Raw genomic sequence first — 10,670 nt, 5'->3', positions numbered from 1 at the left:
TCGCCCAGGCCGTCGCCGAGCAGCTCTCCTCCCGCGTCTCCTTCCGCCGTGCCATGCGCAAGAGCATGCAGTCGGCGATGAAGGCCGGCGCCAAGGGCATCAAGATCCAGTGCGGTGGCCGCCTCGGTGGCGCCGAGATGTCCCGCTCGGAGTTCTACCGCGAGGGCCGCGTGCCCCTGCACACGCTCCGCGCGAACGTGGACTACGGCTTCTTCGAGGCCAAGACGACCTTCGGCCGCATCGGCGTGAAGGTCTGGATCTACAAGGGCGACGTCAAGAACATCGCCGAGGTCCGCGCCGAGAACGCCGCTGCCCGCGCCGGCAACCGCCCGGCCCGTGGTGGCAACGACCGCCCGGCCCGTGGTGGCCGCGGTGGCGAGCGTGGCGGGCGCGGTCGCAAGCCGCAGCAGGCTGCCGGCGCCGAGGCCCCCAAGGCCGAGGCTCCCGCCGCCGCTCCGGCTGAGAGCACCGGAACGGAGGCCTGACCGTCATGCTGATCCCCCGTAGGGTCAAGCACCGCAAGCAGCACCACCCCAAGCGCAACGGCATGTCCAAGGGTGGCACGCAGGTTGCGTTCGGCGAGTACGGCATCCAGGCGCTGACCCCGGCGTACGTCACGAACCGCCAGATCGAAGCGGCTCGTATCGCCATGACCCGTCACATCAAGCGTGGCGGCAAGGTCTGGATCAACATCTACCCGGACCGCCCCCTCACCAAGAAGCCGGCCGAGACCCGCATGGGTTCCGGTAAGGGTTCGCCGGAGTGGTGGGTGGCCAACGTCAAGCCCGGACGCGTGATGTTCGAGCTGTCGTACCCCAACGAGAAGATCGCGCGCGAGGCCCTGACCCGTGCGGCTCACAAGCTGCCGATGAAGTGCAAGATCGTCAAGCGCGAGGCAGGTGAAGCGTGATGTCGGCCGGTACCAAGGCGTCTGAGCTGCGCGAGCTGGGCAACGAGGAGCTTCTGAACAAGCTCCGCGAGGCCAAGGAAGAGCTGTTCAACCTCCGCTTCCAGGCGGCGACGGGCCAGCTCGAGAACCACGGGCGGCTCAAGGCCGTCCGCAAGGACATCGCGCGGATCTACACCCTGATGCGTGAGCGCGAGCTGGGCATCGAGACGGTGGAGAGCGCATGAGCGAGAGCAACGTGACTGAAGAGACCAAGACGGACCGCGGTTTCCGCAAGACCCGTGAGGGCCTGGTCGTCAGCGACAAGATGGACAAGACCGTCGTCGTCGCCGTCGAGGACCGCGTCAAGCACGCGCTGTACGGCAAGGTCATCCGTCGTACGAACAAGCTCAAGGCCCACGACGAGCAGAACGCCGCGGGTGTCGGCGACCGCGTCCTCCTCATGGAGACCCGGCCGCTGTCCGCGACCAAGCGCTGGCGCGTCGTCGAGATCCTCGAGAAGGCCAAGTAATTCCTGCGGGGCAAACCCCGCAGGTCAGTTCCGCCAGGCTCCGGGGGACCGCTCGGTGAGCGGCCCCCGGGGAACCGGCAGACGATCAGGAGATAGACGTGATCCAGCAGGAGTCGCGACTGCGTGTCGCCGACAACACGGGTGCGAAGGAGATCCTCTGCATCCGTGTGCTCGGCGGCTCCGGTCGCCGCTACGCGGGTATCGGTGACGTCATCGTCGCCACCGTCAAGGACGCGATCCCCGGTGGCAACGTGAAGAAGGGTGACGTCGTCAAGGCGGTCATCGTTCGCACCGTCAAGGAGCGCCGCCGTCCGGACGGCTCGTACATCCGCTTCGACGAGAACGCCGCCGTCATTCTCAAGAACGACGGCGACCCTCGTGGCACCCGTATCTTCGGCCCGGTCGGCCGTGAGCTGCGCGAGAAGAAGTTCATGAAGATCATCTCCCTCGCGCCGGAGGTGCTGTGAGCATGAAGATCAAGAAGGGCGACCTGGTCCAGGTCATCACCGGTAAGGACAAGGGCAAGCAGGGCAAGGTCATCGCGGCCTTCCCCCGTGAGGACCGTGTCCTGGTCGAGGGTGTCAACCGGGTCAAGAAGCACACCAAGGCCGGTCCGACGGCTCGCGGTTCGCAGGCCGGCGGCATCGTCACCACCGAGGCGCCGATCCACGTCTCCAACGTCCAGCTGGTCGTGGAGAAGGACGGCAAGAAGGTCGTGACCCGCGTCGGTTACCGCTTCGACGACGAGGGCAACAAGATCCGCGTTGCCAAGCGGACGGGTGAGGACATCTGATGGCTACCACCACCACTCCGCGTCTGAAGCAGAAGTACCGCGAGGAGATCGCGGGCAAGCTGCGTGACGAGTTCAAGTACGAGAACGTCATGCAGATCCCCGGCCTCGTCAAGATCGTGGTCAACATGGGTGTGGGCGACGCCGCCCGCGACTCCAAGCTGATCGAGGGCGCCATCCGCGACCTCACCACGATCACCGGTCAGAAGCCGGCCGTCACCAAGGCCCGCAAGTCCATCGCGCAGTTCAAGCTGCGTGAGGGTCAGCCGATCGGTGCCCACGTCACGCTCCGTGGCGACCGCATGTGGGAGTTCCTGGACCGCACCCTGTCGCTCGCGCTGCCGCGCATCCGCGACTTCCGCGGCCTGTCCCCCAAGCAGTTCGACGGCCGTGGCAACTACACCTTCGGTCTCACGGAGCAGGTCATGTTCCACGAGATCGACCAGGACAAGATCGACCGTGTCCGGGGTATGGACATCACCGTGGTCACCACGGCGACCAACGACGAAGAGGGCCGCGCCCTTCTCCGTCACCTCGGCTTCCCGTTCAAGGAGGCGTGAGCGAGATGGCGAAGAAGGCTCTCATCGCGAAGGCTGCTCGCAAGCCCAAGTTCGGTGTGCGTGGCTACACCCGCTGCCAGCGCTGCGGTCGTCCGCACTCCGTGTACCGCAAGTTCGGCCTGTGCCGCGTGTGCCTTCGTGAGATGGCTCACCGTGGCGAGCTGCCGGGCGTGACCAAGAGCTCCTGGTAATCCCCACTTCAGGGATTCCGGAAGACTCTCGGTAAGCATCTGGGTGGACAGGGGCCCGCTCCGCATGGCTTAGGCTTGTGGGGTTGGGCGCCTGTCGCCGCCCGTACGACTTACTACGCCGTAGGTCCACCGCGCCGCACCCGTCCCGTCTCGGATCGGGGAGAGGGATGGCGCACCAGGAAACCCCGGCGAGAGAGGCCGAAGGCCAATTCATGACCATGACTGATCCGATCGCAGACATGCTTACGCGTCTGCGGAACGCGAACTCGGCGTACCACGACTCCGTGGCGATGCCGCACTCCAAGATCAAGTCGCACATCGCGGAGATCCTCCAGCAGGAGGGCTTCATCACGGGCTGGAAGGTCGAGGACGCCGAGGTCGGCAAGAACCTCGTCCTGGAGCTGAAGTTCGGCCCCAACCGTGAGCGCTCCATCGCGGGCATCAAGCGGATCTCCAAGCCCGGTCTCCGGGTGTACGCGAAGTCCACCAACCTGCCGAAGGTGCTCGGCGGCCTCGGCGTGGCGATCATCTCCACGTCGCACGGGCTCCTCACCGACAAGCAGGCCGGCAAGAAGGGCGTGGGTGGGGAAGTCCTCGCCTACGTCTGGTAGCGGAAGGGAACGGAGGAAACAGCTATGTCGCGCATCGGCAAGCTCCCCATCGCGGTTCCCGCCGGCGTGGACGTCACCATCGACGGCCAGACGGTCTCGGTCAAGGGCCCCAAGGGCACGCTGACCCACACCGTCGTGGCGCCGATCGAGATCGCCAAGGGTGAGGACGGCGTCCTGAACGTCACCCGCCCCAACGACGAGCGTCAGAACAAGGCCCTGCACGGCCTGTCCCGCACGCTGGTGGCGAACATGATCACCGGCGTGACCCAGGGTTACGTGAAGAAGCTCGAAATCAGCGGTGTCGGTTACCGCGTTGTCGCCAAGGGTTCGAACCTGGAGTTCTCCCTCGGTTACAGCCACCCGATCCTGGTCGAGGCGCCCGAGGGCATCACCTTCAAGGTGGAGGCCCCCACCCGCTTCTCGGTCGAGGGCATCGACAAGCAGAAGGTCGGCGAGGTTGCGGCCAACATCCGCAAGCTGCGCAAGCCGGACCCGTACAAGGCCAAGGGCGTCAAGTACGAGGGCGAAGTCATCCGCCGCAAGGTCGGAAAGGCGGGTAAGTAAGCCATGGCATACGGGCAGAAGATCCTCAAGGGCGACGCCTACAAGCGCGCCGCGATCAAGCGCCGTCACATCCGGATCCGCAAGCGGATCGCCGGTACGGCGGAGCGTCCCCGTCTGGTCGTTACTCGCTCCAACCGCCACATCGTGGCCCAGGTGATCGACGACCTGAAGGGTCACACCCTCGCGTCGGCGTCCACCCTGGACTCCTCGATCCGCGGTGGCGAGGCCGACAAGTCCGCGCAGGCCAAGCAGGTCGGTGCCCTGGTCGCCGAGCGTGCCAAGGCCGCCGGTGTCGAGGCCGTCGTGTTCGACCGTGGTGGTAACCAGTACGCCGGGCGCATCGCCGCCCTGGCGGACGCCGCCCGCGAAGCCGGACTGAAGTTCTGAGCCGGTTCCGTATCGCTAGCGGAAACAGAGAGAGGTAATTCCAATGGCTGGACCCCAGCGCCGCGGTGGCGGTGCCGGTGGCGGCGAGCGGCGGGACCGGAAGGGCCGTGACGGCGGCGCAGCTGCCGCCGAGAAGACCGCGTACGTTGAGCGCGTCGTCGCGATCAACCGCGTCGCCAAGGTTGTGAAGGGTGGTCGTCGCTTCAGCTTCACCGCGCTGGTCGTGGTGGGCGACGGTGACGGCACCGTGGGTGTCGGCTACGGCAAGGCCAAGGAGGTGCCGGCCGCCATCGCCAAGGGTGTTGAGGAGGCCAAGAAGCACTTCTTCAAGGTCCCCCGTATCCAGGGCACCATCCCGCACCCCATCCAGGGTGAGAAGGCTGCCGGCGTCGTGCTGCTCAAGCCCGCGTCCCCGGGTACCGGCGTTATCGCCGGTGGTCCGGTGCGTGCCGTGCTCGAGTGCGCCGGTATCCACGACGTGCTGTCGAAGTCGCTCGGCTCCGACAACGCGATCAACATCGTGCACGCGACCGTGGCGGCCCTGAAGGGCCTGCAGCGTCCCGAGGAGATCGCGGCCCGCCGTGGTCTGCCCCTGGAGGACGTCGCCCCCGCGGCTCTGCTGCGCGCTCGTGCCGGGGCGGGTGTGTGATCATGGCGCAGCTCAAGATCACGCAGGTCAAGTCCTACATCGGCAGCAAGCAGAACCACCGTGACACCCTGCGCTCCCTTGGTCTCAAGGGGATCAACACGCAGGTCGTCAAGGAGGACCGCCCCGAGTTCCGCGGCATGGTGCACACCGTCCGCCACCTCGTGACGGTCGAGGAGGTCGACTGATCATGGCGGAGCAGAACCCGCTCAAGATCCACAACCTCCGTCCCGCCCCCGGCGCCAAGACCGCGAAGACCCGTGTCGGTCGTGGTGAGGCGTCGAAGGGTAAGACGGCCGGTCGTGGTACCAAGGGCACCAAGGCCCGCTACCAGGTTCCGGAGCGCTTCGAGGGCGGGCAGATGCCCCTCCACATGCGTCTCCCGAAGCTGAAGGGCTTCAAGAACCCGTTCAAGACCGAGTACCAGGTCGTGAACCTCGACAAGCTGGCCGCGCTCTACCCCGAGGGTGGCGAGGTCACCGTCGAGGGTCTGGTGGCCAAGGGCGCCGTTCGCAAGAACGCGCTCGTCAAGGTCCTCGGCCAGGGCGAGATCTCCGTGGCGCTGCAGGTGACGGTGGATGCCGTCTCCGGCTCCGCCAAGGAGAAGATCACCGCCGCCGGCGGTTCCGTCACCGAGCTCGTCTGAACTCCACAGGCGTCTCGATGACCTGAGCGATCCCGACCGGGGATACCCCACAAATGGGGTATCCCCGGTTGGTCGTTCCTAGGGCGGCAGTCTCGCCGGTAAGGTGGCCTGCACTGCCCTCATTTCACAGGGTGCTGCACTTCCGGCACTCTGAGCGGCAGTTGACCGTTACCTATTCGTCGAACCTCAAGACCGTCACCCTTGACGCAGTTGCGCGGGGGTCGCAGGAGGCACCGTGCTCACCGCGTTCGCCCGGGCGTTCAAGACGCCCGACCTGCGCAAGAAGCTGCTCTTCACGCTCGGCATCATCGTGGTCTACCGGGTCGGTACGCACATCCCGATCCCAGGCGTCGACTACCGGAACGTCCAGACCTGTATCGACAACGCCCAGGCCAACCAGGGTCTCTTCGGCCTGGTCAACATGTTCAGCGGTGGCGCGCTGCTGCAGATCACGATCTTCGCGCTGGGCATCATGCCGTACATCACGGCGAGCATCATTCTGCAGCTGCTGACCGTGGTGATCCCGCGCCTGGAAGCCCTGAAGAAGGAGGGCCAGGCCGGTACGGCGAAGATCACGCAGTACACCCGTTATCTGACGATCGCCCTCGCCATCCTCCAGGGCACCGGCCTCGTCGCCACCGCCCGCAGCGGCGCGCTGTTCCAGGGCTGCCCGGTGGCCAGCCAGATCGTCCCGGACCAGTCGATCTTCGTCACCATCACCATGGTCATCACCATGACCGCCGGTACGGCCGCCGTGATGTGGCTCGGTGAGCTCATCACCGACCGCGGCATCGGCAACGGCATGTCGATCCTGATGTTCATCTCGATCGCCGCCACGTTCCCGTCCGCCCTGTGGGCGATCAAGGAGCAGGGCTCGCTGGCCGACGGCTGGATCGAGTTCGGCACCGTCATCGCGGTCGGCCTCGTCATGGTCGGCCTGGTCGTCTTCGTCGAGCAGGCCCAGCGCCGGATCCCGGTGCAGTACGCCAAGCGCATGATCGGCCGCCGTTCCTACGGCGGTACGTCCACCTACATCCCGCTCAAGGTGAACCAGGCGGGTGTCATCCCCGTCATCTTCGCCTCGTCGCTGCTCTACATCCCCGCGCTGATCGCGCAGTTCGCCGGAGGCAACTCGGGCTGGAAGACCTGGATCGAGCAACACTTCGTCAAGGGCGACCACCCGTACTACATCATCACGTACTTCCTGCTGATCGTTTTCTTCGCGTTCTTCTATGTGGCGATCTCCTTCAACCCCGAAGAAGTCGCCGACAACATGAAGAAGTATGGTGGCTTCATCCCGGGCATCCGGGCTGGCCGACCGACCGCTGAGTACCTGAGCTACGTGCTCAACCGGATCACCTGGCCGGGTTCGCTGTACTTGGGGCTGATCGCTCTCGTGCCGACGATGGCGTTGGTTGGTTTCGGGGCAAACCAGAACTTCCCGTTCGGCGGCACCAGCATCCTGATCATCGTGGGTGTGGGCCTGGAGACGGTGAAGCAGATCGAGAGCCAGCTCCAGCAGCGCAATTACGAAGGGTTCCTCCGCTGATGCGAATCGTCCTCGTCGGGCCGCCGGGCGCCGGTAAGGGAACGCAGGCCGCGTTCCTGGCCCAGAACCTGTCGATCCCGCACATCTCCACGGGCGACCTGTTCCGGGCCAACATCAGCCGGCAGACGGAACTCGGCAAACTGGCGAAGTCCTACATGGACGCGGGCAATCTCGTGCCCGACGAGGTCACCATCGCCATGGCGAAGGACCGCATGGAGCAGCCGGACGCCGAGGGCGGTTTCCTGCTGGACGGCTTCCCGCGCAACGTCTCGCAGGCCGAGGCTCTCGACGAGCTGCTGGAGACCGAGAGCATGCAGCTCGACGCGGTGCTCGACCTGGAGGTCCCCGAGGACGAGGTGGTCAAGCGGATCGCCGGCCGCCGCATCTGCCGCAACGACTCGTCGCACGTGTTCCACGTGACGTACAAGCAGCCGGTCAAGGACGGCGTCTGCGACGTCTGCGGCGGCGAGCTGTACCAGCGGGACGACGACTCCGAGGAGACGGTCCGCACGCGGCTGGAGGTCTACCACACCCAGACCGAGCCGATCATCGACTACTACAAGGCCCAGGGCCTGGTGGTCACGATCTCGGCGCTCGGCAAGGTGGAGGACGTCACGCGGCGCGCCATGGAGGCGCTCAAGCGTGGCGAGGACGACAAGTAGTCGTTCGTACGCAGCTACGGCCGCGGTTCCCCTCGGGGACCGCGGCTGCTGTGTGGGCGGGGCCGTCGCCCGGCCCCGTATCGTTGAAGGCGTTCACCGTCGCCACAAGGTCCAGAAAGGCCGTAGCCCCCATGGTGCAGATCAAGACCCCCGAGCAGATCGCCAAGATGCGTGAGGCGGGGCTGGTCGTCGCCGCCATCCACGCGGCGACCCGTGAGGCCGCCGTCCCCGGGGCCACCACCAGGGATCTGGACCAGGTCGCCCGCAAGGTGCTCGCCGAGCACAACGCCAAGCCGAACTTCCTCGGCTACGGCGGCTTCCCCGCGACCATCTGCACGTCGGTGAACGAGGTCGTCGTCCACGGCATCCCCTCCGACGACGTCGTCCTCAAGGACGGGGACGTCATCTCCATCGACTGCGGCGCGATCATCGACGGCTGGCACGGCGACGCGGCCTTCACCGCCTTCGTCGGCTCCGGTCACGCCCCGGAGCTGATCGAGCTCTCCCGGGTGACCGAGGAGTCGATGTGGGCCGGCATCGCCGCGATGAAGCAGGGCAACCGGCTGGTCGACATCTCCCGGGCCATCGAGACGTACATCCGCCGCCAGCCCAAGCCGGGCGGCGGCAAGTACGGGATCATCGAGGACTACGGCGGCCACGGCATCGGCACCGAGATGCACATGGACCCGCACCTGCTGAACTACGTCGACCGGCGGCGCGGCAAGGGCCCGAAGCTGGTGCCCGGGTTCTGCCTGGCGATCGAGCCGATGGTGTCCCTGGGAACGCCGCGGACGGAGGTCCTGGAGGACGACTGGACGGTCGTCACCACGGACGGCACGTGGTCGTCGCACTGGGAGCACTCCGTCGCGCTGACGGAGGAGGGGCCGCTCGTGCTGACGTCTCCCGACGGGGGCAAGGCGAAGCTCGCCGAGCTGGGCGTCCAGGCCGCGCCGGATCCGCTGGGCTGAGCGTCGTGCGCGTCCGCACGCCGGCGGTGGCCGTTCGCGCGGTTCCCCGCGCCCCTCTGGGGAGCGCTTAAAGCTCTTGCGGGCCGGGCAGACTCTCTCGATTCGTTTTTCCGAGGGGCCTGACGTAGACTGACTCGTCGGCTCTTGTGTACCCGCATGCCTGCATGCGGCCCGCACGGAGTCGATCAAGGTAGTCGATTCGAAGGGCGAAGCGTGGCCAAGAAGCAAGGTGCCATCGAGATCGAGGGCACTGTCGTCGAGTCTCTTCCGAACGCCATGTTCAAGGTCGAGCTCCAGAACGGCCACCAGGTCCTGGCACACATCAGCGGCAAGATGCGCATGCACTACATCCGCATCCTCCCTGACGACCGGGTCGTGGTGGAGCTGTCTCCGTACGACCTGACGCGTGGCCGGATCGTTTACCGCTACAAGTAGATCTTGCCCGCGCCCCGGCTCGCCGGGGTCGTGGCACTGACCCGGAGAACCTCACATCCCATGAAGGTCAAGCCGAGCGTCAAGAAGATCTGCGACAAGTGCAGGGTGATCCGCCGTCACGGCCGGGTCATGGTCATCTGCGAGAACCCGCGCCACAAGCAGCGCCAGGGCTGACGCACGACCGATCCCTCTGCATCCATCGCAGAGATTCGCGCGACGCAAGCTGAATAGTTCATACGCAGGACCCAGGCGGACACCGAGCCGCCTGACACCCCCGGTCGGAGGCCGGGGACCCAGTTCGTACCTGGTACGGCGGCTGGGAGTCGGTTCTGTGGAAGACCTCCGACAAGCAACTGGAGCCATTGAATGGCACGCGTTTCCGGTGTTGACATCCCGCGCGACAAGCGCGTGGAGATCGCCCTCACCTACGTGTTCGGCATCGGCCGGACCCTCTCGCAGCAGACGCTGGCCGCCACCGGCGTCGACCCGAACACCCGCGTTCGCGACCTCTCCGAGGAGCAGCTCGTCGCGATCCGCGAGTACGTCGACAACAACATCAAGACCGAGGGTGACCTCCGTCGTGAGATCCAGGCCGACATCCGCCGCAAGGTGGAGATCGGTACCTACCAGGGTCTGCGTCACCGTCGTGGTCTGCCCGTCCGCGGTCAGCGCACCAGCACCAACGCGCGTACCCGCAAGGGCCCGCGTCGCGCCATCGCCGGCAAGAAGAAGCCGGGCAAGAAGTAGTCCACAGCGGACGCCTGTCCACGGTCTTCGCTGTAGGACCGACCACCTCCCGTAGGAGTTATAGATGCCCCCCAAGGGTCGTCAGGGCGCTGCCAAGAAGGTGCGCCGCAAGGAAAAGAAGAACGTCGCTCACGGCCACGCGCACATCAAGAGCACGTTCAACAACACGATCGTCTCGATCACGGACCCGTCCGGCAACGTGATCTCCTGGGCCTCCGCCGGCCACGTCGGCTTCAAGGGTTCCCGGAAGTCCACGCCGTTCGCCGCGCAGATGGCCGCCGAGTCGGCTGCCCGCCGCGCCCAGGAGCACGGCATGCGCAAGGTCGACGTGTTCGTGAAGGGCCCGGGTTCCGGTCGTGAGACCGCGATCCGCTCCCTGCAGGCCACGGGCCTCGAGGTCGGCTCCATCCAGGACGTCACCCCGACCCCGCACAACGGCTGCCGTCCGCCGAAGCGCCGTCGCGTCTGACGCGTCGCCTTCGGGTTCACGGTTTTC

The 10,670-nt window shown here is 66.3% G+C and carries 21 protein-coding genes; all 21 read left to right on the top strand.

Annotated features, from left to right (window positions below; translation table 11 throughout):
- Positions 1-485: 30S ribosomal protein S3 (gene rpsC / locus RIN80_RS13280; protein ID WP_309095771.1), on the top strand; the 485-nt coding region annotated here is incomplete at its 5' end.
- Between the two features lie 5 nt (positions 486-490).
- Complete coding sequence (gene rplP / locus RIN80_RS13275; protein WP_004984526.1) at positions 491-910, top strand: 50S ribosomal protein L16; 420 nt, start codon at positions 491-493, stop codon at positions 908-910.
- Positions 910-1,134: a 50S ribosomal protein L29 gene (rpmC, locus tag RIN80_RS13270; RefSeq protein WP_010036720.1), complete on the top strand. Its 225-nt coding sequence runs from the start codon at positions 910-912 to the stop codon at positions 1,132-1,134. Before rplP ends, rpmC begins: the two co-directional genes overlap by 1 nt.
- On the top strand, positions 1,131-1,418 hold the full coding sequence (rpsQ, locus tag RIN80_RS13265) for a 30S ribosomal protein S17 (RefSeq protein ID WP_010036717.1): 288 nt from the start codon (positions 1,131-1,133) through the stop codon (positions 1,416-1,418). Before rpmC ends, rpsQ begins: the two co-directional genes overlap by 4 nt.
- A gap of 98 nt (positions 1,419-1,516) precedes the next feature.
- On the top strand, positions 1,517-1,885 hold the full coding sequence (rplN, locus tag RIN80_RS13260) for a 50S ribosomal protein L14 (protein ID WP_003998823.1): 369 nt from the start codon (positions 1,517-1,519) through the stop codon (positions 1,883-1,885).
- Positions 1,886-1,887: 2 nt separating this feature from the next.
- Entirely contained in the window at positions 1,888-2,211 is a 324-nt protein-coding gene (gene rplX, locus RIN80_RS13255; RefSeq protein WP_010036713.1) for a 50S ribosomal protein L24, read from the top strand.
- Positions 2,211-2,768: a 50S ribosomal protein L5 gene (gene rplE, locus RIN80_RS13250; protein ID WP_309095770.1), complete on the top strand. Its 558-nt coding sequence runs from the start codon at positions 2,211-2,213 to the stop codon at positions 2,766-2,768. The genes rplX and rplE overlap by 1 nt, the downstream gene beginning before the upstream one ends.
- A gap of 5 nt (positions 2,769-2,773) precedes the next feature.
- Positions 2,774-2,959, top strand: a complete 186-nt coding sequence (locus RIN80_RS13245) for a type Z 30S ribosomal protein S14 (RefSeq protein ID WP_003948630.1) — start codon at positions 2,774-2,776, stop codon at positions 2,957-2,959.
- A gap of 212 nt (positions 2,960-3,171) precedes the next feature.
- Positions 3,172-3,570 (top strand): 30S ribosomal protein S8, encoded by a 399-nt coding sequence (gene rpsH, locus RIN80_RS13240; protein WP_004984520.1) that lies wholly within the window; start codon positions 3,172-3,174, stop codon positions 3,568-3,570.
- A 24-nt stretch (positions 3,571-3,594) separates the two neighbouring features.
- Positions 3,595-4,134: a 50S ribosomal protein L6 gene (gene rplF / locus RIN80_RS13235; protein ID WP_094054454.1), complete on the top strand. Its 540-nt coding sequence runs from the start codon at positions 3,595-3,597 to the stop codon at positions 4,132-4,134.
- A gap of 3 nt (positions 4,135-4,137) precedes the next feature.
- Positions 4,138-4,521: a 50S ribosomal protein L18 gene (gene rplR / locus RIN80_RS13230; protein WP_019329629.1), complete on the top strand. Its 384-nt coding sequence runs from the start codon at positions 4,138-4,140 to the stop codon at positions 4,519-4,521.
- Between the two features lie 43 nt (positions 4,522-4,564).
- Positions 4,565-5,170 (top strand): 30S ribosomal protein S5, encoded by a 606-nt coding sequence (rpsE, locus tag RIN80_RS13225; protein ID WP_030860989.1) that lies wholly within the window; start codon positions 4,565-4,567, stop codon positions 5,168-5,170.
- Between the two features lie 2 nt (positions 5,171-5,172).
- On the top strand, positions 5,173-5,355 hold the full coding sequence (rpmD, locus tag RIN80_RS13220; protein ID WP_003974250.1) for a 50S ribosomal protein L30: 183 nt from the start codon (positions 5,173-5,175) through the stop codon (positions 5,353-5,355).
- A 2-nt stretch (positions 5,356-5,357) separates the two neighbouring features.
- Complete coding sequence (rplO, locus tag RIN80_RS13215; protein WP_094054456.1) at positions 5,358-5,813, top strand: 50S ribosomal protein L15; 456 nt, start codon at positions 5,358-5,360, stop codon at positions 5,811-5,813.
- A gap of 235 nt (positions 5,814-6,048) precedes the next feature.
- Positions 6,049-7,362, top strand: a complete 1,314-nt coding sequence (gene secY / locus RIN80_RS13210; protein ID WP_309095769.1) for a preprotein translocase subunit SecY — start codon at positions 6,049-6,051, stop codon at positions 7,360-7,362.
- Entirely contained in the window at positions 7,362-8,024 is a 663-nt protein-coding gene (locus RIN80_RS13205) for an adenylate kinase (RefSeq protein ID WP_309095768.1), read from the top strand. Before secY ends, RIN80_RS13205 begins: the two co-directional genes overlap by 1 nt.
- 131 nt (positions 8,025-8,155) lie before the next feature.
- The gene (gene map / locus RIN80_RS13200) at positions 8,156-8,992 is read left to right on the top strand and encodes a type I methionyl aminopeptidase (RefSeq protein WP_309095767.1); all 837 of its coding nucleotides are present in this window, start codon (positions 8,156-8,158) and stop codon (positions 8,990-8,992) included.
- A gap of 213 nt (positions 8,993-9,205) precedes the next feature.
- Positions 9,206-9,427, top strand: coding sequence for a translation initiation factor IF-1 (gene infA / locus RIN80_RS13195; protein WP_003948620.1), 222 nt, complete (start codon positions 9,206-9,208; stop codon positions 9,425-9,427).
- A 60-nt stretch (positions 9,428-9,487) separates the two neighbouring features.
- Positions 9,488-9,601, top strand: coding sequence for a 50S ribosomal protein L36 (gene rpmJ / locus RIN80_RS13190; protein WP_003998809.1), 114 nt, complete (start codon positions 9,488-9,490; stop codon positions 9,599-9,601).
- Between the two features lie 192 nt (positions 9,602-9,793).
- Positions 9,794-10,174, top strand: coding sequence for a 30S ribosomal protein S13 (gene rpsM / locus RIN80_RS13185; protein WP_010036675.1), 381 nt, complete (start codon positions 9,794-9,796; stop codon positions 10,172-10,174).
- 64 nt (positions 10,175-10,238) lie between these two features.
- Entirely contained in the window at positions 10,239-10,643 is a 405-nt protein-coding gene (gene rpsK, locus RIN80_RS13180) for a 30S ribosomal protein S11 (RefSeq protein WP_003956432.1), read from the top strand.
- Positions 10,644-10,670: the final 27 nt, after the last annotated feature.

Origin of the sequence: Streptomyces sp. (assembly GCF_031181705.1) — a bacterium.
Classification (GTDB): Bacteria; Actinomycetota; Actinomycetes; order Streptomycetales; family Streptomycetaceae; genus Streptomyces.
The sequence above is the reverse complement of the archived record's forward strand: the minus strand, read 5'-3'. Positions and strand labels throughout refer to the sequence as shown.

Coding starts and splice junctions, on each gene's coding strand:
- rplP (WP_004984526.1), top strand. CDS start 491: ATGCTGATCCCCCGTAGGGTCAAGCACCGCAAGCAGCACCACCCCAAG.
- rpmC (WP_010036720.1), top strand. CDS start 910: ATGTCGGCCGGTACCAAGGCGTCTGAGCTGCGCGAGCTGGGCAACGAG.
- rpsQ (WP_010036717.1), top strand. CDS start 1,131: ATGAGCGAGAGCAACGTGACTGAAGAGACCAAGACGGACCGCGGTTTC.
- rplX (WP_010036713.1), top strand. CDS start 1,888: ATGAAGATCAAGAAGGGCGACCTGGTCCAGGTCATCACCGGTAAGGAC.
- rplE (WP_309095770.1), top strand. CDS start 2,211: ATGGCTACCACCACCACTCCGCGTCTGAAGCAGAAGTACCGCGAGGAG.
- RIN80_RS13245 (WP_003948630.1), top strand. CDS start 2,774: ATGGCGAAGAAGGCTCTCATCGCGAAGGCTGCTCGCAAGCCCAAGTTC.
- rpsH (WP_004984520.1), top strand. CDS start 3,172: ATGACCATGACTGATCCGATCGCAGACATGCTTACGCGTCTGCGGAAC.
- rplF (WP_094054454.1), top strand. CDS start 3,595: ATGTCGCGCATCGGCAAGCTCCCCATCGCGGTTCCCGCCGGCGTGGAC.
- rplR (WP_019329629.1), top strand. CDS start 4,138: ATGGCATACGGGCAGAAGATCCTCAAGGGCGACGCCTACAAGCGCGCC.
- rpsE (WP_030860989.1), top strand. CDS start 4,565: ATGGCTGGACCCCAGCGCCGCGGTGGCGGTGCCGGTGGCGGCGAGCGG.
- rpmD (WP_003974250.1), top strand. CDS start 5,173: ATGGCGCAGCTCAAGATCACGCAGGTCAAGTCCTACATCGGCAGCAAG.
- rplO (WP_094054456.1), top strand. CDS start 5,358: ATGGCGGAGCAGAACCCGCTCAAGATCCACAACCTCCGTCCCGCCCCC.
- RIN80_RS13205 (WP_309095768.1), top strand. CDS start 7,362: ATGCGAATCGTCCTCGTCGGGCCGCCGGGCGCCGGTAAGGGAACGCAG.
- map (WP_309095767.1), top strand. CDS start 8,156: ATGGTGCAGATCAAGACCCCCGAGCAGATCGCCAAGATGCGTGAGGCG.
- rpmJ (WP_003998809.1), top strand. CDS start 9,488: ATGAAGGTCAAGCCGAGCGTCAAGAAGATCTGCGACAAGTGCAGGGTG.
- rpsM (WP_010036675.1), top strand. CDS start 9,794: ATGGCACGCGTTTCCGGTGTTGACATCCCGCGCGACAAGCGCGTGGAG.
- rpsK (WP_003956432.1), top strand. CDS start 10,239: ATGCCCCCCAAGGGTCGTCAGGGCGCTGCCAAGAAGGTGCGCCGCAAG.